Origin of the sequence: Octadecabacter antarcticus 307 (assembly GCF_000155675.2) — a bacterium.
In the GTDB taxonomy this organism is placed as follows: domain Bacteria; phylum Pseudomonadota; class Alphaproteobacteria; order Rhodobacterales; family Rhodobacteraceae; genus Octadecabacter; species Octadecabacter antarcticus.
Window position 1 is genome coordinate 2,671,817 of record NC_020911.1, and the last position, 21,845, is coordinate 2,693,661.

The window sequence follows — 21,845 nt, forward strand, 5'->3', positions numbered from 1 at the left end:
AGGAAGCCCACAATGGATATTATGATTTCGATCGCCAGCACTGTTGTTGACCAGCTACAAAAGCCGACGCTTGCGTTTATGATCGGCGGAATGCTTTTAGCCGCTCTTGGCAGTAAGTTCGAAGTGCCCGATCCTGTCTATAAATTTATTGTTATCCTGCTTTTATTGAAAGTTGGATTGGGCGCTGGAATATCCGTACGTGACGCTGATCTTTACTCCCTTTTGGTACCAGCGATTGGTGCCGCCCTGACCGGTATCGCGATTGTCATTTTAGGTAGCAGGACCCTCGCAAGATGGCGCGGCGTGTCACAGGTTGACGGCTTGGCCACTGCCGGGCTTTTTGGGGCAGTATCCGCATCCACACTGGCCGCCGGAATGGCGATACTTGATGACGAAGGCATCCCACACGAGGGCTTTATTGGTGCTCTATATCCATTCATGGATATCGCCGCACTTGTGACTGCCATTGTTATGGCAAAAGTGGCATCCGCACGGCGCATAGCAACATCAATTTCGCTCCAACCGTCGGGGGCAGCCAACATAATGGGGCCATCTTTATCGCCCCTTGCTTTGCAATACTCAGTTGACACAAGCACCATCGAAAGCGGTCTAATCCGTGGCATTCTCTTGGACACATTCCGCAGCCCTGCGATTTCAGCGTTGTTGGTCGGCCTTGCGATTGGAATCTTCACAGAGCCAGATTCAGTTTACAAAAGCTTTTATGAGCCACTGTTCCGCGGCTTTCTTTCAATCCTGATGCTGATTATGGGAATGGAAGCTTGGTCGCGCTTTGCAGAATTGCGTAAGGTAGCACATGCCTACATCCTGTATGGGATCACCGCACCTATTATCCACGGCCTGTTGGGGTTTGGTGTCGGTATGATCGCCCATTCGATGACAGGGTTTTCGGCGGGTGGTGTTGTTTTGCTGGCCGTGATGGCTTCGTCCAGTTCAGACATCTCAGGTCCGCCGACAATGCGCGGCGCCCTCCCAGAAGCCAACCCTTCGGCCTATGTCGGAACATCGACAGGATTGGGAACACCAATCGCGATTTTAAGCATACCGATGTACATCGCCCTCGCAGAGGCTCTGATCGGATGGTAGAGGTAGTAGATTTAAATAAAAGTGTGCTCTGGAACTAGCAGCTTCAAGCGACTCTGTTACACAAATCGGCTGATGTACGGGGCTCCCCATTCCCAAGCGGATTCAGTCCACGGATTTTGTGACAGGAATGCCACGCGCGGTGTAGCCATTCAGGACAGCGCTACGCACCTGAACCTCTGCGACCTGACGGTCAAAGTCCCGCTCCATGCGCTGCTCGGCAGGCGATTGCGAAGCAATCTGGCGAGAGGATGCCGTTGACCCAGCAGATTCACACACAGCATTCAATGCCTGGAAGGGTTAGCATCGGCGGATCTCCAATGTTGCTGCCGGTGACCTCAACAGCGCGAACCTCCAACGTTTGCGCGTCGATCCCGAGATGAATCTTGCGTGCATTCCACTCACTTTCACCCTCGACCTTGATCCCGGTGCTATCCACTGCCGGGCAACGGAAGGTGTGGCGCCCCAGTTCATCTCTGGATCGAACCAGATCGTCAGTGATCCGTGGCGCTTCATCGCCTCATTGAAGGCAGTCCAGTTCGAAGTCTTGTACGTCGGCGCCGTGGGTTTTCTCATGCAAGCCAGCTACCACACTGGATTCATAAATGAACCCCAAACCAGATTTGTGCTTAAGAGCCGATGCGATAGGGTAATCGTCGCAACCCAGTTTAGAATGTGCCTCGGCGACATTTGAAGCCCTAATAATTAATTCTATGTTAAAGATTTGAGCCTGATGCCTCCAGCCAGTTATGAACATATCAGATTCAGCACAGCGCAAAATTTCTTGTATCACGCTCGCGCTCTCAACTGTGACACCCCTATCCAGCTCAGACTTATCATGACCCCGGCAGTGCTAAGGCACAATGGAAGACCGCCCATCTGGTATGTGAAACCGGACAGGACTGTTCCAATAAGACGTCCTGCCGCGTTGGACATATAGTAAAAACCTACATCCATCGTGACCCGTTTTGCATCCGTGAAGCTGAGGATCAGGAACGAATGTAGCGCTGAGTTCACAGCGAATATGCCACCAAAGACCAATAGCCCCAGAACGATTGTTATGGTCAACGACGTGGAAGGTTCGGGGACTATCCAGACCAGACCAGCAAGCAATGCTGGCACAATGATGAGCAGACCGACCCATCGTTTGGCTTGCCCGAGGATCTCCGCCTCTGTGCGCGATGCCGCCTTCAATATGCGCGGAGCCAAGCCTTGGACCACACCATAGAAAATAGTCCAAGCCGCCATGAACGTCCCAATCATAAAGAATGCAGCCTGGTTTCCCTCAGTGCTTCCGTCCGACAGCACCGCATAAAAATAAATCGGGATGCCAACCACAAACCACACGTCCCGTGCCCCAAACAGGAATAGCCGCGCGGCACTCAACCAGTTGATATTGCGGTTCTTGGAAAACACCTCGGAGAATTTCGCACCTTTGCGTCCAACCGGAAGGCCTGTCGGCATGCCAATCACCACCCCGACAAGTATCACAAAGAGGATTGCCGCCATGGTCAGCACCGATGGCACAAATCCGAAGATAGCCAGCAGCACCGCGCCCAACAGGAAACCGCTGCCTTTTACAGCGTTCTTCGATCCCGTCAGCATAGCCACCCAACGGAATAGTCCCCCACCGTCAGTTGGGGCAAGAATTTTGACGGCACTCTTGGAGCTCATCTTGGCCAAATCCTTGGCTACCCCAGACATCCCCTGCACCAGCATAACAAACACGACAGACGCGGTGATGCCCCAAGCAGGATCAAGTTGCGCCAATGCCAAGAGCGCCACAACCTGCAAGGAAAGCCCGGCATAAAGCGTTGCGGTCAGACCAAACCGGGCCGCGATCCATCCAGCGGACAGGTTGGTCACAACCCCTGCGACCTCATAAAGCACAAACAGATATGCCAGTTGCACCGGCGAAAAGCCAAGCGTGTGGAAATGCAGCAGGACGAGCATCCGCAGTGCCCCGTCTGTCAGCATGAAGGCCCAATAGGCCGCAGTTACGGTGACGTATGCCCCAAATCCAGCGGCCCGTTCCGGCGAACGTTTCACAGCTTGCCGCCAACCATCAAAGCCACATCAACCAAGCGGTGCGCGTAGCCATATTCGTTGTCGTACCACGCATAAACTTTTAGCTGCGTTCCGTTCACCACCATGGTTGAGAGCGCATCAATGATGCTGCTGCGGGTGTCATTCGTATAATCTGACGAGACGAGAGGGCGCGTTTCATACCCAAGGATACCTTTCAGCGGCCCCTGAGACGCGGCCTTGAATAGATCATTGACCTCTTGCACAGTCGTCTCACGGGCCATTTCAAACACGCAGTCGGTTATGGATGCGTTGAGCAGCGGCACGCGCACGGCATGGCCGTTCAGCTTTCCTGTCAGTTCGGGATAGATCAGCGTAATGGCCGTGGCGGACCCCGTGGTGGTCGGTATCAGGTTGGTCAGCGCCGAACGTGCCCGCCGCAAATCTTTCGCTGGGCGATCCACAATGGTTTGTGTGTTGGTCACATCATGGATCGTGGTGATTGACCCGTGTTTGATGCCGATCCCTTCAAGCAAAACCTTCACGACTGGAGCAAGACAGTTGGTCGTGCAGCTTGCAGCCGTCACAATCTGATGCGTGTTTTCGTCGTAAATGTCATCGTTGACCCCATAGACGATGTTGGCCGTTGGCCCGTCCTTGACCGGAGCGGAGACGATGACCTTTTTCACGCCCGCCGCAAAATAAGTGGCCAACTTGGCCTCAGTCTTGAACGCACCGGTGCAATCAATCACCACGTCCACACCCTCCAGCGGTAGGTCTTCTAAATTGCGGCTGCTGGTCACAGGGATACTGGTGCCATCGATGGTGATCGAACCCTCATCCGCCGAAAACACCGCTGGCCAACGCCCGTGGATGGAATCAAATTCCAACAGGTGTGCATGCATCGCGGGATCACCCACAGCGTCATTGATAAAAGCGATCTTTGCACCCCGTTCCAACAGCGGGCGCAATGCAAGTTTACCGATACGACCGAGGCCATTAAGAGCATAAGTGGTCATTGTTTTTTAATCCTGTTTGGCAGTTTCTTTGCCGATCTCATCAACATGTTTTTGCAATGATCCACGGTTCAAATTCTTAAACGACAATGCGGCAAATGCGGTAATCCGGTTGTGCAGCGCCCCGTAGGTCTCGTGGAAAGCAAAACGTTTTTCCGCATCAGTTCCCCCAGCCTTAACCGGGTCCGGCATACCCCAATGGCCCGAAACAGGCTGCCCCGGCCACGTCGGACAGTCTTCATTTGCCGCACGATCACATACGGTAAAAACGAAATCCATCTGCGGTGCATCGTTGCCGTGGAACTCTTCAATATTCTTGGAACGCAGAAGGGACACATCATGCCCTTTGGACTTGAGAATTTTGACCGCAAAAGGGTTCAGCTCTGAGCGATGTGTCGTGCCTGCCGAATAGGCTGTGAATTTATCACCCACCATGTCGCGAAGAATGGTCTCTGCAAAAATCGAGCGGGCAGAGTTACCGGTGCAGACAAAGAGGACGTTGAATGTCTTGCCAGTCATAGGAGAGATACGCCTGAGAAGGTCAGGAGGTTGGGGCGGGCAAAGGTCTGCACGACCACCACAACAATCAAGGAAAAGTCCCGCGACAACCTCGCGGGCAGCGTCCAGATTGACGGCATAGAGCATCCGCGTTCCGTCTCGCCGCTGGGAGATTAAGCCCGTTTGGGTCAGAGCTGACAAGTAGACCGATGCAGTGCTGGCTTTAAGGTCCAAAACCTCAGAAATTTCGCCTGCCGGCAACTCGTCGGGGCAGCGCCGCATGAGCAAGCGAAACACGGCCATTCGTTGGGGATGGCTAAGAGTTGTGAGTCGATCTGTGAATAGTGATTCCATACTTCGTGAATATTAGAATTAATGTCGTTGATCAAGCTATAAACATGACACCCCCTTTGAAAAATTCGAGCCCTTGTGGATAATAAGGTTTGGCCCTGATCGGCATTTGAAATCGAGGATATGAGCGCCCAACAAAATCTAAGTGATTCTGGTGGGCACCTAGAGGTGACTCAAAAAATGCCAACATTCGTGCCTGAAACAAATAAAACCGGTCGAATTGATTGCGGGTGGTATTTCGATTTAAATCGAAAAGCTGCTCGTCCAATCGGCTTCGCCAATCACCACTTGACCGTCCCAAAAACCGCTCAGTTTTCTGGAGCGATTTACGAGACAATCTGCGATTGGTTGGAAAAACGGGTCGACAACGCACCGATACTATAAAACCTGTGCTCAGTCGGACACGTAGCTTTTTGCTCAGCAGTTTGAGCTTTTTTGGTGCGGCGCAACTGTGTCTATTCTACACATCCTAGCGCTCGAGCTGGGAAACAAGATCAGGCAGGTCGCGGATCGTATCAATGACATGATCCGCGCCAGAATCTTTCAAAATATTGGTTGCATGGGCCGGTAGCTGCGCAATCTTGGATTTAAGCATCTCAGACAGCTCTGCCAAGGTTTTACCGACTGCATTAGGCTCGCGCTTCATCAATCGTCACGTCGATACCAAAGTGTGCCAAAGCCTTTATGAAACGCCCATGGGCGCAAAAGAGCCAAAATCGACGGTTGTGCCAGCCCAATCGGAAATTGCTGCCTTAAATTTTGTCATAGCTAATCTCCAATTTGATGCGGATGGCGCGGGTTCAAAATACACGGGAACCCGCGCTCCATGTTTCTTGTAGGACGGGTGTTCCGTCTATAACTGCAAACCGAATGACATCAGCTTTTTGTCCGATGCGCAGAGATCCCCGATCCCTCAGACCAACCGCCTCGGCAGGTCGCGCGGTAACGGTCGAAATACCACGCGGCAAATCACCCCAAAGGTCGCCCAGTTGAACCGCAGCCATCAGTAACCCTGATGGCACATAATCCGAGGACAGAATGTCTAAACGATCCAGCTTGGCCAACTCAGCCGCAGCCACATTGCCCGAATGTGACCCCCCACGAATGAGGTTAGGAGCGCCCATGATAGTAGCGATCCCATGTGCGTGACAGGCGTCTGCTGCTTCAACAGTGGTTGGAAACTCGGCCATGGTCACGCCATATGCTTGACTGGTTGCCACTTGTTCTGAGTTCGTGTCGTCGTGACTTGCTAATGTGGCACCTAACCGTTTGGCAGCATCAACCGTTGCGGCCTCATGGCTGGCCCCAAATTGCACTTGAAGACCATACAGGAAATCGACGTAGTCACGGTATTCCTGATCGCCAAAACTGTATTTGCCACGTGTATAAGTTTCAAATTTGGATAGGTCCGCAAATTGCCGCTGACCCGGCGTATGATCCATCATCGACACGATACCGATCCGGTCTTTTGGCGAAAACTCTGAAAGTTCTTCTACCAAAGTTTCTGAGCATATCTCTGCGCGCAGATGGATGAAGTGACTGATCCTGAGCAGCCCCCCTTCCCGCATGGCTAAGATCTCATCGGCCATTTGCCGCGCATATTTACCGTACCGCTTACTTGCTCCAGATATGATGGACCCGACACGGATCGCATCAAAAACCGTGGTGATACCAGTGCCAGAAAGTTCGCGATCATGGGCCAGAATGGCAGCACGGTATGGCCAGTCCACCGATGGCCGCGGCGCAAGATGGCGTTCAAGATTGTCGGTGTGCAACTCAACCAAACCAGGGGCGAGAAAATCGCCCCCAAGATCAAACGCACCAGACGGCACCGAATTACCGCTATCGATGTCGGAAATAACGCCGTCCTTAACCCGTACGGAGCCTCTGACGACTTCATCATTTAGGATCAGGTTGGCGTTGGCGAAAATAGTTTGCTCTGTCATGTAAACGTCACGCGGATTTGGCAGATAAAAGCATCTGCGGTGGAGATCAAATGTTTGAACGATATGCTGTATTTTTTACCCCAACTGGCGCGTTGGCCGTTTGGGGTAGCGCTTGGTTGGGCTGGGACAGTGCAAAAGGCCGCTGCGTTCCGCACCCCAATACCGCAGGTGTGGACGTTGCGTGTGCCACAGCCACACCCCGCAAATACGGGCTTCATGCCACGCTGAAGGCCCCGTTTCGGATTGCGCAAGGCGCGGGTTTGAACCAATTGCAGCAAGCTGCAGCCAAATTTGCCAGCCAGCACGCTGCTTTCGACATCGATGCGTTGGACGTCCGGCTCAACAGCGGCTTTGTCGCACTGCGTCCCCAAAGCGCGCCGAAGCAGTTGCGGGATTTTGCCGCGAGTACCGTCAAGACGTTTGACCCATTTCGCGCACCGCTGACGGACGTCGATATTGCCCGCCGCCGCCAAGCGTCGCTGACTGCCCGTCAAGACCAGCAGATGCTTGAATTTGGTTATCCGTATATTTTTGACGATTTTCACTTTCATTTGACCCTGAGCGGTGACCTGCCGGAACAACGGGCGGCTGTACTCATCGCCGCGCTGGTGCCACAACTGAACCCTATTGTGCCGAACCCTTTCGTGATCGACGCGATCACTTTGATGGGACAAGACAGCGATGGTATGTTTCATCAAATACACCGTCACGCCTTAACTGGATAAAGATGGCCGAGCGCGTTTTGCACGGTCCGCTCAATTGCACCGCTATTATCGATAGCAAAGGCTGTGATGCCATCTGGCAGTCGTACAGAGGCACGATCGAGGCGGTCCGTGATCTGGTCTGAGGTTTCTCGGCTGCGCTTGGCCAAACGATCTGCAAGAATGGTGCAATCAGCGGTCAGATTGATCACCGCAAACCGCGCAAAACAATCTTGGGCGAGGATCAGGGCAGTACGCGACAAGTTTGCCAAGATATCTTGCCCGTTTTGCAACTGCGCGTGGACAGATGTGGGTATCGCATAATGCAACCCATGCGCAGACCAGTTCAGCGCGAATTGTCCTGCAGTCTGCCTCGCTTGAAATTCGTCTTCTGTGACACCTTCAAAGATCTCTCCACCCGCGTCACTGGGGCGGGTGATCACACGTCGGGCCAGAATAATGCGCGGATCGCAGACGGCCATGGCCTCCATGACGCTGTCTTTGCCCACGCCCGATGGGCCAACGACGGCGATAAAACGACCGCTCATGCTGCCAACCCTGGTGTGTATTTGGTCACGTCTAACTGGCGGTCACAAATTGCTTCACGGGCGGCATGGTCGTGGAAAATCCCGATGATTGCTGCACCACGTAATTTAGCCTCACTAATCATCGCTAGAACTGTCGCGCGATTGGTCGGATCCAGGCTCGCCGTCGGTTCATCCAGCAGCAACGCCGGATATGGATATGCAAAGCCACGCGCGATGTTGACCCGCTGCTGTTCCCCACCAGAAAAGGTCGTGGGGCTGAGCGACCAAAGCCGTTCGGGAATGTTCAGTCGCGCCAGTAGGTTTTGTGCCGTTCGGGTTGCATCATCATGCGGTGTGCCAGTCACAAGCAACGGTTCGGCGACAACATCAAGCGTTGAGACACGCGGAACAACACGCAAAAACTGACTCACATATCCCAATGTATGACGGCGCAGATCAATGATTTCGCGCGGCGCAGCGGCGGCGACATCCACGTCCCCGATCATAATACGGCCAGAGGCTGTAAGATAATTGCCATAAATCATCCGCATAAGTGTGGATTTACCAGCACCTGATGCACCAATAAGTGCGACGCATTCACCCGCAGCGACCTTCAGAGATGCGTTCTGCATGACTGGAATTTCTGCGGCGCCCTGATTGTGCAAAACAAACGATTTAGAAACATTTTCAATAGAAATCATAACGTCACACCTGCAAAACGGAGGAAACAAGAAGTTGGGTATAGGCATGTTGCGGATCATCGAGCACCTGATCGGTAAGACCCGTTTCAATCACATGCCCGTCCTTCATCACCATCAGCCGGTCTGCCAGCAGGCGCACAACCGCCAAATCGTGGGTGACAATGATGGCACTTAGGTTCATTTCGCGCACAAGCCCACGCAGAAGATCCAACAGCCGCGCCTGCACCGACACATCCAAACCACCCGTGGGTTCGTCCATGAATACCAGCCGTGGCCCGGTCACCAGATTGCGTGCGATTTGGAGGCGTTGCTGCATCCCACCAGAAAAGGCAGTTGGGCGATCATCGATCCGATCCTCAGTGATCTCGACCCGACCAAGCCAGTCAATGGCAGACGCGCGAATCTCACCGTAATGACGGGCGTTCACGGCCATCAGCCGCTCACCAACATTTCCGCCTGCACTGACGTTCATCCGCAATCCGTCACGGGCGTGTTGGTGAACAAAGGCCCAGTCGGTCCGGCTAAGCATCCGACGTTCAGGTTCGGACATGGTTATCGTGTCGCGTAATCCATCGGCGCGCGTGTCAAAACGGACCGCCCCCCCATCAGATGTCAGATGACCCGCAAGACAGTTCAGCAAAGTCGATTTACCAGAGCCGCTTTCACCCACAATGCCCATAACTTCGCCGGGATACAGATCAAACGACACATCCGTGCAGCCAATGCGTGCCCCATAGAACTTCGCAATATTCTCAACTTGCAAAAGTGGGGTCATGCCGCGTCCTCCGCATAAGGCACACCTTGCGCACCATTGTGACCTTGTTTGCGGCGCGTACTGCAATAGTCCGTGTCAGAGCACATGAACATCCGACCACCTTCATCATCCACAATCAACTCATCAAGATAGCTATCGGTCGCTGCGCACAGATCGCAGGCATGATCGGCTTTTGTGGGTTTAAACGGGTAATCGTCGAAGTCGAGGCTCACCACTTTCGTATAAGGCGGGATCGCATAAATGCGTTGTTCGCGCCCTGCCCCAAAAAGCTGGATACCCGCCATCTCAAGCTTTGGGTTATCAAATTTCGGGATCGGTGACGGGTCCATCACATAGCGCCCCTCCACCTTCACCGGATAGGCGTAGGCAGTGGCGATATCGCCGTGCTGGCTGATGTCCTCGTACAATTTCACATGCATAAGGCCATATTCTTCGAGGCTGTGCATTTTGCGGGTCTCAACCTCGGATGGCTCAAGAAAGCGCAACGGTTCAGGGATCGGCACCTGATACACAATAATCTGGTCACTGCGCAGATCCTGTTCGGGGATGCGGTGACGGGTCTGGATGACACTGGCCTCAGTCGTGGCTTCGGTCACAGCAATACCCGCGGTCTTTTGGAAAAACCGACGGATTGACACCGCGTTGGTCGTATCATCCGCGCCTTGGTCGATCACCTTGAACGTATCATCCGGCGTCAAGACCGCCGCCGAAACCTGCACCCCGCCCGTGCCCCAACCGTAAGGCATCGGCATCTCACGGGATGCAAACGGCACCTGATAGCCAGGAATCGAAAGGCCTTTGAGGATGGCACGGCGGATCATACGTTTGGTTTGCTCGTCCAGATAGGCAAAGTTATAGTCACTCATTCTGCGGCCTCCTGCGCGATGTTTGCTTGCGCCTCGCGGCGTAGCTTGCGGATCAATTCCAGCTCTGATTGAAAATCGACGTAATGGGGCAGCTTGATATGTTCCAAGAACCCCGTCGCCTGAATGTTATCACTATGATACAAAACGAATTCTTCGTTCTGTGCCGGCGCGCCTAGGTTGTCCTCACCCAACTCTTTCCAGCGCAATGCGCGATCAACCAAAGCCATTGAAATCGCCTTGCGTTCCGTCATCCCGAACACCAGACCATAGCCGCGCGTAAATTGCGGCGGCTCTGTCTTGGACCCTCTAAATTGATTGACCGTTTCGCATTCAGTGACTGTAATTTCACCAATCTCAATGGCGAAACCCAACTCTGGAATGTCCATTTCCACAGCCACAGCCCCAATGCGCAGCTCCGCCACGAAGGCGTGATTGCGCGCATAGCCACGCTGCGTCGAATAGGCCATCCCAAGGATAAAACCTTCGTCCGCGCGCGTAAGAGATTGCAGTCGCAACGCTCGGCTCGCAGGCAATTCCAGTGGCGTACGTGTCAAGTCTGCTGGCGTTTCTTCACCAATTGGCTCAGACTGGATTAGGTCTTCACGGTCAAGGAAGGACATAATATGAGGAGTTGGACCCTCAGTTGTGTTTCCAACCGGTGCCTCTGCAACTTCACCGTCTGCAGCCAGTTTAAAATCCAGCAAGCGATGCGTGTAGTCAAAAGTTGGCCCCAAAACCTGTCCACCAGGTGCGTCCTTGAACGTCGCAGACACACGCCGGTCACAGTCCATGTCTTCGGTTTCAATTGGGTTTGACCCACCGAACCGTGGCAATGTGGTCCGATACGCGCGGATCAGAAAGATCGCCTCAATCAGATCACCGCGTGCCTGTTTAATGGCCAAGGCTGCAAGATCAGGATCAAAAAGCGACCCTTCTGCCATCACGCGGTTAACCGCTAGTGCAAGTTGCTCACGGATTTGTGCCACGCTAAGCTCGATTACAGAGGGATCACCGCGCCGTTCTTCGGCCAGCCAAGCGTGGGCATTGTCAATGGCGCGTTCGCCACCTTTTACAGCAACATACATCAGCTAACCCTTGTCGTGCGTGGCAGTGCGGCAAGGCGGTCACCGCTGGTGAAAATGAAATCAAGGCCAAGCGGGAAGAGCCGCGCATTGTCTTGAAATGCCCGGATTTCCGGCAAGGACAACTGTGTCTGATCCTTGATCCCGGGCCCGCGCAACGTCGCGCCACTGCTTGAAAGAACAGGAATTTCAACAATTAGCGTCGTGGAGCGGTCGGGATATTCAGCTGTTCCGCAAGGGAATGCGGCAAGTGGTAGTTGGTCCCACGCCCCAATTGCGAAGATTGCATTTTCTGCCACTGCAAAGGGTGCGCCTGTGTGAAAGGTAATCCAATCACGGACCTGCGGCGTGTCATGGCTCGGGGCCAGAAAGAGTGGCGTTTCAGGATCACACAGCGTGAGCAAAACTGTACCGGCTGCAAGGGACAGCGGCGCAGGCGGCTGCGCGCCAGCAACCGCATTGATCTCACCAGGTCGCGCCATCGCCGTCATAATCGCGCGAAACGCACGGCTGGCATCGATTGGCTGATCTAAAAAACCGCCCTCTAGAAAATGCGCCTGCATCAGTCTTCCCCCCGTACCATCGTGAAGAAATCAACCTTGGTGGCTGCGGCTTTGGCAGCGCGGTTCGTCTTGCCTTGCTTCATCGCTATTCGAAGCGGGGTCAAAAGATCTGCCTCGATAGCCGTAGCAGCCGCAGTCTGCATGAGCGCGTCCACAAGGGCCGCATGCATCGCATGATCTTTACCCCTGCCCTGGACGTAACCGTGCCCAACTGTACCATCCGCAAGTTTCACAGACGCCCGCGTGACAGTCATTTCACCGAGGTTGAACGCAGCGCCAACAGCGCCAGCCCTACCGCGCACCATGACGCCACCAATTTCCGGTGTGCGCAAAACACTATGCGCAGGCTCAATTTTCAGATCCAACCACAACCGCGCCACCTCAGTTGCAGGCGATTTAGCCAGCAGACCCAGCCAGCCTTTTCGGGCAGCGTTTGGATCACTCATCATATTCATCTAGACACCTTTCGGAGTTGCATATACAACTAGATAAATTATAAATGGTAGGATCCGTTCTGCCAACCCCCTGAAATGTGAAGTTTTCATGACATGACCCCCCGCACCCCAATCTGGAAAGCCATTGCCACATCTTTACGAAGCGACATCGCAGAGGGGTTGTACGTTGCCGGTGACAAGTTACCGACTGAAGCTGTTCTGGCCACACGCTTTGGTGTTAACAGGCATACAGTGCGTCACGCGCTGGCAGCCTTGGCAGACGAAAGTATGGTACATGCGAGACGCGGTGCAGGCGTCTTTGTGACAACAACACTAACCAACTATCCGATTGGCCGGCGCGTGCGGTTCCACCAAAATCTGCGCGCGGCAGGGCGAACGCCAGCAAAGAAGGTTCTTTTACTAGAAACTCGGGTCGCGCATGCCTCTGAAGCAGTCGCCCTAAAATTGGAACGCGGGGCGCAAGTACATGTCTACGAGGGGCTATCGTTGTCAGAAGGTAGGCCCATCGCGTTATTTCGAAGCGTCTTTCCAGAAATACGGTTTGCAAACCTATTGACCCATCTTGCCGCAGACCCTTCAGTGACGGCGGCGCTTGGTCAGTTTGGTGTCTCGGATTACACGCGCGCATCAACACGGGTGAACGCGAAACTGGCAACGGCCACCCAAGCCTTGCATTTGCAGATATCTGAACACGCGCCCGTATTACGCACCATTAGTTTGAATGTGGACACGGACGACGTTCCTGTCGAAGTTGGGCGCACTTGGTTTGCGGGTGACAAAGTCACACTGACCCTCGCAGACAAATAACGCATCACACTACGCTATTTTTTGTGGTTTGCTGTTCGTGCCTCTCCAAGAAGGCCTCTGCGCTGAGATCGCGAAAATCAGCTAACGCCTCTCGCAGACGCTCATGGGGCCAGTCCCACCATGCCAATTCGATCATTCTTTCCGCGATGCCCGCTGCATAACGTGTGCGCAGCGGGACGGCAGGGATTCCAGCGACAATCGTGTAGGGTTCTACATCTTTCGTCACAATGGCACCGCCCGCCACGACTGCACCATGACCGATGGTGACATCTGGTCGCACCTGCGCCCCATGACCCAGCCATGTATCATGCCCAATCATTGTGCGCCGTGTCCGTCTGTGTTCGAACCAAGCCGCATCGTGAGTTGCATCGTCAAAGTAGTCGGGTGACCGATAGTGAAAATGATGCAGGCTGGCCTTTTCCATGGGGTGATCAGTCGCACCGACTCGGACAAAGGCTGCGATATTAGAGAATTTGCCCACGGTGGCATTGGCAATGTCGGCGTAGCGGTCGCAGTAAGAATAGTCGCCCACGTGGCAGTGGGCCAAACGACTGCCGCGCCCAATCTCGACATATCGGCCAAAAGTGGCATCTGTTACCTCACAATCGGGGTGAATGAATGGCACATCAGCTTTGAGACGTGTCATCAGTGCCCGCCCTCATCGCCTTTGATCAGCTTGCGTCGCAACCATCCCGACAGCGTATCCATCGACATAACCAACAAGATAATCAGAACAATATAATAGCTGACTTCTTCCCAATCTTTTTGCGTCGCAATGGCCTGTGTCAGCAGCAACCCGATGCCCCCGCCAGTAATTGCACCGATGATGGTGGCAGATCTGGTATTGGATTCAAAATAGTAGAGAACCTGACTCAAAAGCACTGGCGTGAGTTGAGGGATGACGCCAAAGCGGTAACGCTGCAATGGCTTGGCCCCCGTCGACGCCACGCCTTCAATCTGCTTGTCATCGACGTTTTCCAAAGCCTCCGAAAACATCTTTCCAAATGATCCTGTGTCGGTCAGCAGCATCGCAAATGCGCCTGTCAATGGGCCTGGGCCAAAAGCGCGGCTTAACACGATGGTCCATATCAGCCCATCAACGCCGCGCAGGAAATCAAATACGCGCCGCGCCACAAAGCGCAGCGATCCCAACGGCGTGAAATTACGTGCAGCCAAAAACGCCAGCGGCAGTGCGATGATTGCCGCACCAAAGGTTCCTAGAAACGCCATCAGCAATGTCTCGAACAACGCCCAAGCCACATCGCCATGCCGCCACATCGTGTTTGTCCAAAAATCTTCCATAATGGCGCCTGCCTCACCGCTAAAAGCGTGTGACAAAAGCTGGCCTGCGCCCATCCCATAGTAGGAACTGTCGAGCGTGAAAAAGAACAACTCCCAGCCATAATTGTATTTAAACACTTCGGCACGGGACCGTGTGATGGTCAGACGACCGGCGTCAGTGGCAATCATTACGCGGTTTTTGGAGGCGCTGATAAAATCAGGCAGATCACCGACAGGAAAAACCGCGTTGACCCCGTCATCGCCCGGTCGCGCGGTCACAAGCCCGTAGCCCGGAATCTCATAGCGCACCTGAGGCCCCAATGTAATCAAGTGGCCTTGGCCCAAATCGACCGTTGTGACTTCGCCAAGCGTCACCCAATTGGGTGCCATGCCTTCAGGATACTGCGCTTTGCGCTCGCCCTCTATAGACAGGGCAACAGACCCATCGCGGTTATCTTGGGCAACATGTGTTTTGTAACTGTAAGTATCGGAAACCAGTGTGCGGGCATTGTTTAAATTGATCCGATCACCCAGCCCCGCCATGTCAAAGGACACAAAAATATAAGCAAAATAGGCCAAAATGACCACAGGAGCCGCCATCGTCGTGATCTTTTTGCGGCTGAACTGCGCCACAGTCCGCGCGTGAACGGTTGTCGTGGTCATAACGTTACCTCTGCACTCGAATTGCCATGGGTCAGGCGTTTGCGCATTATGCTCGACAGCTGATCAACAACGACGATGGTCAAAAACAGCAATATGAAGATTGCCGCGGCCTCATCATATTTCCCGACACCCCAACTCATGGTGTTGCGCAGGTCGTAACCAATGCCACCCGCGCCAACAAAGCCAAGAATTGCTGAGGCGCGGATGTTAATCTCGAACCGCAAAAGCGCATAACTGAGATAGTTCGGGGCCACCTGAGGGATGACACCCAGCCACATCCGCTGGGTCCAGCTTGCTCCAACCGACGCGAGCCCCTCAACTGGTTTAAGCGACGCGTTCTCGTTGACCTCAGAAAATAGCTTGCCCAAGGCCCCAACCGTATGCAGCGCAATTGCGATCATCGCCGGCACCGGGCCGCCACCAAGCATGAAAATTAACACAAGAGCGATCACAATTTCAGGGACCGCGCGCAAGACATCAAGAATACGTCGCAGTGGCCCCACAAGCATCGGCACCGGAGCAAAGCCACGCGTCACAAGCAGCGACATGAAAAGCCCAAGAACCGCCCCCAGAAGGGTGGAGGCTGCAGCAATATTAATGGTCTCAATCAGGGATGGCAGATATTTCACCAAGTAGCCTGGCATCAGTTGAACACGCTCGATCGCTTCACCCAACATAGCTTCAGGGAAATCAAAGACATTCCCGATACCATCCCAGAAACCACCGGCGTTGCGGCTGTCAGCAGTGTAAAAGCCAGCCCCGAGGAGAGCCAGAAACAACACTAACATGATGAAATTCATCAGTCGTTTGGCTTTGACTTGCGCAAGATATGCTGTGCTCAAATCAGCAACGTTTGCATAATTCTCTGTTTGGTCTACCATGTTTTGCCCCCAAAACTAAATTGCTGGCCCCAGAAGCTCTGGGACCAGCAGAAGATTTTTAAACCGGTTCGCTTAATTGGATTTTGCCAGACGGGCAGCGACGATAGATGTGTAGGCGTCGTGGGTGATCGGATCAAAACCCGTCACTTCACCGCCCGCGATGGCTGTCGCACACTCCGGATCAGTTTCGCCCATTGTGTCGATGATGCCCGTCACAGTCGCGCGCACATCCTCAGGCAGCGCGTTGCGCAGAACCACTGGCTCACCCGGGATCAACCTGGAACGCCAGATTTCAGTCAGATCGTTCATGTCGACCAGACCTGCATCAACAGCCTTGCGCAGTGCGCCAAAGGTATACCCGTCTTCCCAGTTGCCTTGACCATCGGTCCAAGTCACACCGCCATCAACGTCACCATTATTTACAGCAACGATTGTCTGTTCATGACCACCAGTAAAGCGAACTTCACCAAAGTAATCGCCGCTTTCCATTGTAGCACTGATCAGGGCCGGAATTTCCACAGAGGGGATCAGGTAGCCAGACGTGGAGTTTGGATCACCAAACCCAAAGACCTTGTCTTGCATGCCTTCGAGAGACGTCACGCCACTATCAGCACGCGCAAAACCGATAGAATAATAGCCCGTGGAACCATCTGCATTTATTTTCACAAGAATTGGAGAAACGGCTTCTGGGTCAGCGATATAGACAGCCGCGTAAGACGACGGACCCATCAACGACAAATCAATTGTGCCGCCCAGCAAACCTTGAATAACACCGTTGTAATCAGCGGGCGCAAACAGTCTTGTCGGCACGCCAAGTGCGTCTTCGACGGCGATGCGCAGGCATTCATTACTGTTCATCCGATCTTGGGCGTTTTCGCCGCCTAAAATTCCAATGCGAAATTCGCTGATCGCATGAGCGTCAGCAAAGGCCGCGCTCGACATGGCAGTCGTCATAAGTGCAAGTGCGATGATCTTTTTCATCTGTGATCTCTCTTTGATTAAGAAGCGCCCCATCATGGCGCGCAAGATAAAAGGACGAGCGGTTATTGTGCAGCGATGTCAGCCAGCATTTTTGGGGCTGCTTCAGCTGTTTCAATTTGGGTTGAGGTTGTGGCTTCGGAAAAGCTGGCATCCGCGCCGTAGATATCACGGGCGGTACCGGTAGTGAGTTGCTCTGGCGTGCCATCAAACACGATCATGCCATCGCGCATCCCGATGACCCGGTCACAGTAGCGGCGCGCGGTATCAAGTGTGTGCAGGTTGGCGATCACCATCCGGCCGTCTTGCTCGTGAATGTCGCGCAAAGATTGCATGACGACCTGTGCATTCATGGGATCAAGCGAAGCGATTGGCTCATCCGCGAGGATGATCCGCGGGTCCTGCATCAAGGCGCGCGCGATGGCGACGCGCTGTTGTTGACCACCGGACAGGGCTTCAGCGCGTTTTGGCGCGTGCTCGGCCATACCCAACCGCTCAAGAATATCTATAGCCCTATGGATGTCACCGTCAGGGTAAAGATTGAACATCGTAGAAAGTGTGGACCGTCGGTTCAGTGTTCCGTGCAACACGTTCGACACAACGTCCATTCGCGGCACTAGATTGAACTGCTGAAAGATCATCGCACATTGAGATTGCCAATTGCGCTTCGCAGTACCGCGAAGTGCAGTGACATCTAGCCCATCAAACGTGATCACCCCCGACGTTGCATCGGTCAGCCTGTTCAGCATCCGCAAGAGCGTGGATTTACCAGCGCCGGACCGTCCGATAATCCCGATCATCATCGGTTGATCAACCGTAAAACTCGCCGCATGAACAGCAGTGTTTGCACCAAATGTCTTGGTAATATTTTCTAGTCGCAGCATGTATCACCCCCAGTGTTGAGGATCGTATAGGCATGCGATGTTTCATATTTGTGTCGGCTTTATAAAACTTTTGTAACTAGATGAGTTGCAAGGCAAACCAGATTCCTTGAAAGGCGTTGGCTTGCTTGGCCGTGTAATCATCTCGGCTCCACAGATTCTTACAAGTTGAGAAAATCGTAAAAATTACATCTTAAATAAGCGCGGGTGTGGATGCCCCGGGCCTGAGTTGAGTATCGGTCGGTCTTGGAACTACTGATCAGGTGCAGTCAGGTGTCCGGCCGGCTTTGTTGCGTAAATCGGCTTGAGGGTGGACTTCCCCTTACCCTGGACGGATTTAACCTACAGCCACTGTTTTGGGAATGCCAAGAGCGGTAAAACCATTGAGGATGGCGTCGCGGATTTGAATCTCCGCAACCTGCCGATCGAAGTCCCGCGCGACAAGTCGCTGACCGAGTAGTTTCACACAATGCATCCGCTGCCAGGCAGGGTATTGCGCAGCAATGCCCGAGAGGGCTTGTCTCAACGCGGCTCCGGCGGTGGTATCCGCTCAAGCGACGCCATTGAGCGCAGCCGAGATCCTTTGAGGACTGTACGGCGTCGTTTCGGGCTCTGGCCCCCAGCGTATCAGGCTTCCATAGCTTGGCATTCTTGCGTGGCGGTATGACAGCACGGGCATTGCGGGCCGCAATTGCTTCATGACATTTGTGGGGTGACGGGCGTCTTGGAATTGATCCAGTGGATCAATTCAGCCCAGAACGGGCGACGCCCCGGGGCATATGCCCCATCCATTGCCCGGCAATGCATGTTTACATGCACGAGTGGGCGCTGAAACGCTGCAGATCATCTGATCTGGTGCGATCTGACCGAGAAGGTTGGGCAACATGGACGGGTCCCCAATGCTGCTACTGATCATGTCCCTCCCGGCAGATTGCTTTGCAATCGCCTGACGGCAATGGACGGCGCGTATCTCCAACGTTTCTTCATCAATGCCCCTGCCGGGCAAGGAATATGCATCTTGCGCCACAGCCGATGTTTCGCGCCACCCTTTGCCCAACAACACATGCTTGCATGTGTGAGTGGAGGGCTTGCGTGCGTTCCACTTATTACCCGGCAGGGTTATGCATAGCATGATCCCGAGAGGGCACCTTCGCCCTCCACTGCCCGGCAAGCGCATCCGCAGGATGCTGCCGAGAGGGGGCTTTGATGCCGGTACTGTCCGTTGCCCGGCAGGGTATTGCGCAGCAATGCACGAGAGGGGGTAAGGAGATTTAACGGGCCTTTTGAGCCCTGATACGGGATGGCACCCGACAGCGTTTTCTGACGCCGACATAACGTGCTGAAATCTGGAACCTCCCAGTTAAGGTCGACCAACTTCAACAGACTTTCCACAAAGCCTGTCGCCTGCCTCAACAGCATTTCAAACAGCACTTTCAACGTAAGACAGGCTTGATCGCAGCATCACTGTCGCGTGGCTGACGGCCCGGTTTGCCCCCCTCTCGTCGCTGCAAAGCAGCGACTGCCGGGCAGTGGTCGGTGCAGCTTTCCACGTGACCTCTGGGTTAAACCAAATGGTCAGAGACCCGCGTTGCTTCAGGGCCTTGTTATACTCAGGCCAGTTCCATGTGCAGTAAATCGGGGGGATAGGTTTGCTCATAAACACAAGCTACCATGCTGGATTCACAACATGAATCCCAAATACATGACTATTTGTGCAACAAAGCCCGTTGACACGCAGTCGTTCATCCCGCAGCATATGACCTCGTTTGCGGCGTTGGCCAGTCACCCATTCAAAACATACCCCGATGATTTTCATCGATCAACATTTACACAAGTCTCTTGACGTCAAGAATTTGCGATACCCACTAATTTTCTGATCTTTGCCAGACGTTCCATGCTTTCGGGCGACCAAGTATCTTCAAAATCATAAAACACCTCAGCCCTTCGGTCTTTCTTTGGAAGAAGGACCCATGGCTGTTTTGAGCACATGAAAATATGTATATCTGGCGGAAATTGGTCTGGATCGTCAAGCGTACCAACGCGGACGAACCGGATATGCTTTCGTAGACCACCCATATTATAGTTGCTCCACACTGCGACTTTGCATTTGGAACATCTAGTAATATCTTGGCCAGTGCCACTGGGGGTGGGAACGGTAATCTCTTCGATTTCGCCCGCAGTCAGTTCCACACGATCAGCTTCGAAAAGGGCATTCACAGCGAAGGCAGAACCAGAGTTCTTCTGACAACCCCGGCAGTGGCAACCATGAACAATCATTGGCTCAGACGTCACATGATATCGCACATCGCCACATGTGCAGCCGCCCGCTCTGGTCTGGTTTCTCGAGTCCATAATGCCCTCATTCGCTGTTTCATTTTGACCTAAAGTTGCGCGCTGCAGGAGCGCAATAACTGCCCTTCAGCGATAAAGAAAAGCCACCTAATTTCGTCTGATGGATCAGTTTTGTCGCTAGAAGCGCAATTCAGTTATAGGCGACAATGCAGAACTAATTTGAACTATCATTGCGGCTACCTTGTAAACTTGAGTTGAGCTTCAGCCGTCAAGCAATCATTATTTCCAGCGTCGAAGGCGTCGCATCGCGACAGCCATCGGCCACGGGAGAGTGTTTTACCGCATATTCGACGATCTCGCGTAGAACTTGTTCGTCAACTCCGGCAGCACCAATCGAAACCCGAGTTCGGATGCTTAAAGAACCAGCGCGGACTGACTTATCTATTCCGAATAGGCCACGGTCGTCGTCAACGCTGTCCATAATGACCTCAAGCGCGTCCAAGGCTATGCCTAACTCTGCGGCGCGCAACGCAATTCTAGTGGCGTCGCAGCTTGCAATAGCCGCACGTGCTAGCCAGCCTGGTGAAGGAGCAGTGCCGCCGCCACCGACAGCTTGGGGCATATCTGTTACGATCGATTGGCCATCCGGCCCAGTAGCCCGGCACCGAAGGCCTTCTTCCATAACCGCAGTGACCGGTGGGCTCGTGCTTTTTGCGTCATGTGGATTCTCTTTAAGATAGGCAATCACGTCATTCACAGAATTCTGGATATGTTCGACAGACATTACTTTTCCTTTCCTTAATCGTTTGATCAATTCGGAACTTATTTGGCTTCGAGCGGCATCATAACATGGGCAAGCGGTGTCTCGCCCCACATAACATAAGGACCACCAGCGAACGGGTCGCGCGGTAGGTCGGCAAGCATGTCCATGTTTGGGAACAACATCATTATGTGCGGGCCGTCCTGCACCCAAACGCCGCCGTCGTTGGGATCTGTCGCCATTGGATTGTCGTTGTTCACCATTGCGTCCCCCTGAAGCATGTAGGAAACGCCGATTACATCAGTGGAAAATTCTGTTCCTGCCCCAACGGCAGCCATCCATTTCATCCACACGGCATCGTTGCACATTGGATGCTCGTCGCTAGGGATCAGGCCAACTCCAGGAAGGCAGACCCAGCCATTCGAACCGTTGCGCAGCACTGTGCCATCCACATCCATAATCGTGGCCTCGGCGGAAATATCCGAGGGTGCCGCTGACTCAGCGCGAGCGATCTTGTCGTCAACACTTTCGGCAAGGCTTACATTGGAAATTAAGGACACTGCCAGCGCCCCGAGGCATGTGGTTCTGTTCACTCGTTTGAAAAAATGGTTCAAATAGTCATCTCCTTCAATAGGTTTTCGGCTACCATCATGGAGCGCTGAAGCCGCGATTAGCTCTCTAGCGATAGGAACCGG

General features: G+C 53.6%; 24 protein-coding genes and 2 pseudogenes. 4 read left to right on the top strand and 22 right to left on the bottom strand.

Annotation, left to right across the window (positions count from 1 at the left end):
- The first annotated feature begins 12 nt into the window (after positions 1-12).
- Complete coding sequence (locus OAN307_RS13480) at positions 13-1,104, top strand: sodium-dependent bicarbonate transport family permease (protein WP_015500247.1); 1,092 nt, start codon at positions 13-15, stop codon at positions 1,102-1,104.
- Between the two features lie 102 nt (positions 1,105-1,206).
- On the opposite strand, the pseudogene OAN307_RS26485 reads toward OAN307_RS13480, so the two are convergent.
- The 4 genes and pseudogenes from OAN307_RS26485 to OAN307_RS13505 all read right to left on the bottom strand — a co-directional run bounded on the left by OAN307_RS26485 (position 1,207) and on the right by OAN307_RS13505 (position 4,994).
- Positions 1,207-1,677: pseudogene (locus tag OAN307_RS26485) on the bottom strand (hypothetical protein).
- A gap of 213 nt (positions 1,678-1,890) precedes the next feature.
- Positions 1,891-3,150 (bottom strand): organoarsenical effux MFS transporter ArsJ, encoded by a 1,260-nt coding sequence (gene arsJ / locus OAN307_RS13495; protein WP_015500248.1) that lies wholly within the window; start codon positions 3,148-3,150, stop codon positions 1,891-1,893.
- The gene (locus tag OAN307_RS13500) at positions 3,147-4,145 is read right to left on the bottom strand and encodes an ArsJ-associated glyceraldehyde-3-phosphate dehydrogenase (protein ID WP_015500249.1); all 999 of its coding nucleotides are present in this window, start codon (positions 4,143-4,145) and stop codon (positions 3,147-3,149) included. Before OAN307_RS13500 ends, arsJ begins: the two co-directional genes overlap by 4 nt.
- A gap of 6 nt (positions 4,146-4,151) precedes the next feature.
- A complete protein-coding gene (locus OAN307_RS13505; RefSeq protein WP_015500250.1) occupies positions 4,152-4,994 on the bottom strand; it encodes an arsenate reductase/protein-tyrosine-phosphatase family protein in 843 nt (280 codons plus the stop codon).
- 120 nt (positions 4,995-5,114) lie between these two features.
- Here OAN307_RS13505 and OAN307_RS13510 point away from each other — a divergent pair, with 120 nt between their 5' ends.
- Positions 5,115-5,375, top strand: a complete 261-nt coding sequence (locus OAN307_RS13510) for a hypothetical protein (RefSeq protein WP_044043735.1) — start codon at positions 5,115-5,117, stop codon at positions 5,373-5,375.
- 85 nt (positions 5,376-5,460) lie between these two features.
- On the opposite strand, the gene OAN307_RS28990 is transcribed toward OAN307_RS13510, so the two are convergent.
- Both OAN307_RS28990 and OAN307_RS13515 read right to left on the bottom strand, forming a co-directional pair.
- Positions 5,461-5,637 carry a hypothetical protein gene (locus tag OAN307_RS28990; protein ID WP_015500251.1) on the bottom strand — a complete coding sequence of 59 codons (177 nt, stop codon included), beginning with the start codon at positions 5,635-5,637 and terminating at the stop codon, positions 5,461-5,463.
- Between the two features lie 154 nt (positions 5,638-5,791).
- Positions 5,792-6,937, bottom strand: a complete 1,146-nt coding sequence (locus OAN307_RS13515) for an alpha-D-ribose 1-methylphosphonate 5-triphosphate diphosphatase (RefSeq protein ID WP_015500252.1) — start codon at positions 6,935-6,937, stop codon at positions 5,792-5,794.
- Between the two features lie 50 nt (positions 6,938-6,987).
- Between OAN307_RS13515 and OAN307_RS13520 the strand changes: the two genes are divergently transcribed.
- Entirely contained in the window at positions 6,988-7,662 is a 675-nt protein-coding gene (locus OAN307_RS13520; RefSeq protein ID WP_015500253.1) for a DUF1045 domain-containing protein, read from the top strand.
- On the opposite strand, the gene phnN is transcribed toward OAN307_RS13520, so the two are convergent.
- Genes phnN through phnG form a run of 7 tightly spaced genes read right to left on the bottom strand, consistent with a single transcriptional unit; the run spans position 7,644 to position 12,607 of the window.
- Complete coding sequence (gene phnN / locus OAN307_RS13525; protein WP_015500254.1) at positions 7,644-8,186, bottom strand: phosphonate metabolism protein/1,5-bisphosphokinase (PRPP-forming) PhnN; 543 nt, start codon at positions 8,184-8,186, stop codon at positions 7,644-7,646. The genes OAN307_RS13520 and phnN overlap by 19 nt on opposite strands.
- Positions 8,183-8,866 (bottom strand): phosphonate C-P lyase system protein PhnL, encoded by a 684-nt coding sequence (phnL, locus tag OAN307_RS13530; protein ID WP_015500255.1) that lies wholly within the window; start codon positions 8,864-8,866, stop codon positions 8,183-8,185. Before phnL ends, phnN begins: the two co-directional genes overlap by 4 nt.
- A 4-nt stretch (positions 8,867-8,870) precedes the next feature.
- On the bottom strand, positions 8,871-9,641 hold the full coding sequence (gene phnK / locus OAN307_RS13535) for a phosphonate C-P lyase system protein PhnK (protein ID WP_015500256.1): 771 nt from the start codon (positions 9,639-9,641) through the stop codon (positions 8,871-8,873).
- A complete protein-coding gene (locus tag OAN307_RS13540) occupies positions 9,638-10,507 on the bottom strand; it encodes an alpha-D-ribose 1-methylphosphonate 5-phosphate C-P-lyase PhnJ (protein ID WP_015500257.1) in 870 nt (289 codons plus the stop codon). The genes phnK and OAN307_RS13540 overlap by 4 nt, the downstream gene beginning before the upstream one ends.
- A complete protein-coding gene (locus OAN307_RS13545) occupies positions 10,504-11,592 on the bottom strand; it encodes a carbon-phosphorus lyase complex subunit PhnI (RefSeq protein ID WP_015500258.1) in 1,089 nt (362 codons plus the stop codon). Before OAN307_RS13545 ends, OAN307_RS13540 begins: the two co-directional genes overlap by 4 nt.
- The gene (phnH, locus tag OAN307_RS13550; RefSeq protein ID WP_015500259.1) at positions 11,592-12,152 is read right to left on the bottom strand and encodes a phosphonate C-P lyase system protein PhnH; all 561 of its coding nucleotides are present in this window, start codon (positions 12,150-12,152) and stop codon (positions 11,592-11,594) included. Before phnH ends, OAN307_RS13545 begins: the two co-directional genes overlap by 1 nt.
- A complete protein-coding gene (gene phnG / locus OAN307_RS13555) occupies positions 12,152-12,607 on the bottom strand; it encodes a phosphonate C-P lyase system protein PhnG (protein WP_015500260.1) in 456 nt (151 codons plus the stop codon). Before phnG ends, phnH begins: the two co-directional genes overlap by 1 nt.
- A gap of 93 nt (positions 12,608-12,700) precedes the next feature.
- Between phnG and phnF the strand changes: the two genes are divergently transcribed.
- Positions 12,701-13,414, top strand: a complete 714-nt coding sequence (gene phnF / locus OAN307_RS13560) for a phosphonate metabolism transcriptional regulator PhnF (RefSeq protein WP_015500261.1) — start codon at positions 12,701-12,703, stop codon at positions 13,412-13,414.
- Positions 13,415-13,418: 4 nt separating this feature from the next.
- Here the strand turns inward: phnF and OAN307_RS13565 are convergent, their stop codons facing one another.
- The 9 genes and pseudogenes from OAN307_RS13565 to OAN307_RS13610 all read right to left on the bottom strand — a co-directional run bounded on the left by OAN307_RS13565 (position 13,419) and on the right by OAN307_RS13610 (position 21,743).
- Complete coding sequence (locus OAN307_RS13565; protein WP_015500262.1) at positions 13,419-14,060, bottom strand: LbetaH domain-containing protein; 642 nt, start codon at positions 14,058-14,060, stop codon at positions 13,419-13,421.
- The gene (phnE, locus tag OAN307_RS13570) at positions 14,060-15,358 is read right to left on the bottom strand and encodes a phosphonate ABC transporter, permease protein PhnE (RefSeq protein WP_015500263.1); all 1,299 of its coding nucleotides are present in this window, start codon (positions 15,356-15,358) and stop codon (positions 14,060-14,062) included. The genes OAN307_RS13565 and phnE (OAN307_RS13570) overlap by 1 nt, the downstream gene beginning before the upstream one ends.
- Complete coding sequence (gene phnE / locus OAN307_RS13575; RefSeq protein WP_015500264.1) at positions 15,355-16,239, bottom strand: phosphonate ABC transporter, permease protein PhnE; 885 nt, start codon at positions 16,237-16,239, stop codon at positions 15,355-15,357. The genes phnE (OAN307_RS13570) and phnE (OAN307_RS13575) overlap by 4 nt, the downstream gene beginning before the upstream one ends.
- Before the next feature lie 72 nt (positions 16,240-16,311).
- A complete protein-coding gene (gene phnD, locus OAN307_RS13580) occupies positions 16,312-17,220 on the bottom strand; it encodes a phosphonate ABC transporter substrate-binding protein (protein WP_015500265.1) in 909 nt (302 codons plus the stop codon).
- A 62-nt stretch (positions 17,221-17,282) separates the two neighbouring features.
- Positions 17,283-18,101: a phosphonate ABC transporter ATP-binding protein gene (gene phnC / locus OAN307_RS13585; protein ID WP_015500266.1), complete on the bottom strand. Its 819-nt coding sequence runs from the start codon at positions 18,099-18,101 to the stop codon at positions 17,283-17,285.
- Between the two features lie 334 nt (positions 18,102-18,435).
- Positions 18,436-19,755: pseudogene (locus OAN307_RS31335) on the bottom strand (transposase).
- Positions 19,756-19,943: 188 nt separating this feature from the next.
- On the bottom strand, positions 19,944-20,450 hold the full coding sequence (locus OAN307_RS13600) for a GFA family protein (RefSeq protein ID WP_015500267.1): 507 nt from the start codon (positions 20,448-20,450) through the stop codon (positions 19,944-19,946).
- A 208-nt stretch (positions 20,451-20,658) separates the two neighbouring features.
- Entirely contained in the window at positions 20,659-21,174 is a 516-nt protein-coding gene (locus OAN307_RS13605) for an OsmC family protein (protein WP_015500268.1), read from the bottom strand.
- A gap of 38 nt (positions 21,175-21,212) precedes the next feature.
- Positions 21,213-21,743 (bottom strand): hypothetical protein, encoded by a 531-nt coding sequence (locus OAN307_RS13610; protein ID WP_217564357.1) that lies wholly within the window; start codon positions 21,741-21,743, stop codon positions 21,213-21,215.
- Positions 21,744-21,845: the final 102 nt, after the last annotated feature.

Bases quoted from the DNA above. Each gene is read 5' to 3' on its own strand.
- OAN307_RS13565 (WP_015500262.1), bottom strand. From the start codon at position 14,060: ATGACACGTCTCAAAGCTGATGTGCCATTCATTCACCCCGATTGTGAG.
- OAN307_RS13605 (WP_015500268.1), bottom strand. From the start codon at position 21,174: ATGTCTGTCGAACATATCCAGAATTCTGTGAATGACGTGATTGCCTAT.
- OAN307_RS28990 (WP_015500251.1), bottom strand. From the start codon at position 5,637: ATGAAGCGCGAGCCTAATGCAGTCGGTAAAACCTTGGCAGAGCTGTCT.
- phnN (WP_015500254.1), bottom strand. From the start codon at position 8,186: ATGAGCGGTCGTTTTATCGCCGTCGTTGGCCCATCGGGCGTGGGCAAA.
- phnG (WP_015500260.1), bottom strand. From the start codon at position 12,607: ATGAATATGATGAGTGATCCAAACGCTGCCCGAAAAGGCTGGCTGGGT.
- OAN307_RS13510 (WP_044043735.1), top strand. From the start codon at position 5,115: ATGAGCGCCCAACAAAATCTAAGTGATTCTGGTGGGCACCTAGAGGTG.
- phnE (WP_015500264.1), bottom strand. From the start codon at position 16,239: ATGGTAGACCAAACAGAGAATTATGCAAACGTTGCTGATTTGAGCACA.
- phnL (WP_015500255.1), bottom strand. From the start codon at position 8,866: ATGATTTCTATTGAAAATGTTTCTAAATCGTTTGTTTTGCACAATCAG.
- phnD (WP_015500265.1), bottom strand. From the start codon at position 17,220: ATGAAAAAGATCATCGCACTTGCACTTATGACGACTGCCATGTCGAGC.
- phnK (WP_015500256.1), bottom strand. From the start codon at position 9,641: ATGACCCCACTTTTGCAAGTTGAGAATATTGCGAAGTTCTATGGGGCA.
- phnC (WP_015500266.1), bottom strand. From the start codon at position 18,101: ATGCTGCGACTAGAAAATATTACCAAGACATTTGGTGCAAACACTGCT.
- OAN307_RS13540 (WP_015500257.1), bottom strand. From the start codon at position 10,507: ATGAGTGACTATAACTTTGCCTATCTGGACGAGCAAACCAAACGTATG.
- OAN307_RS13505 (WP_015500250.1), bottom strand. From the start codon at position 4,994: ATGGAATCACTATTCACAGATCGACTCACAACTCTTAGCCATCCCCAA.
- phnF (WP_015500261.1), top strand. From the start codon at position 12,701: ATGACCCCCCGCACCCCAATCTGGAAAGCCATTGCCACATCTTTACGA.
- OAN307_RS13520 (WP_015500253.1), top strand. From the start codon at position 6,988: ATGTTTGAACGATATGCTGTATTTTTTACCCCAACTGGCGCGTTGGCC.
- phnE (WP_015500263.1), bottom strand. From the start codon at position 15,358: ATGACCACGACAACCGTTCACGCGCGGACTGTGGCGCAGTTCAGCCGC.
- OAN307_RS13515 (WP_015500252.1), bottom strand. From the start codon at position 6,937: ATGACAGAGCAAACTATTTTCGCCAACGCCAACCTGATCCTAAATGAT.
- OAN307_RS13545 (WP_015500258.1), bottom strand. From the start codon at position 11,592: ATGTATGTTGCTGTAAAAGGTGGCGAACGCGCCATTGACAATGCCCAC.
- OAN307_RS13480 (WP_015500247.1), top strand. From the start codon at position 13: ATGGATATTATGATTTCGATCGCCAGCACTGTTGTTGACCAGCTACAA.
- OAN307_RS13600 (WP_015500267.1), bottom strand. From the start codon at position 20,450: ATGGACTCGAGAAACCAGACCAGAGCGGGCGGCTGCACATGTGGCGAT.
- phnH (WP_015500259.1), bottom strand. From the start codon at position 12,152: ATGCAGGCGCATTTTCTAGAGGGCGGTTTTTTAGATCAGCCAATCGAT.
- OAN307_RS13500 (WP_015500249.1), bottom strand. From the start codon at position 4,145: ATGACCACTTATGCTCTTAATGGCCTCGGTCGTATCGGTAAACTTGCA.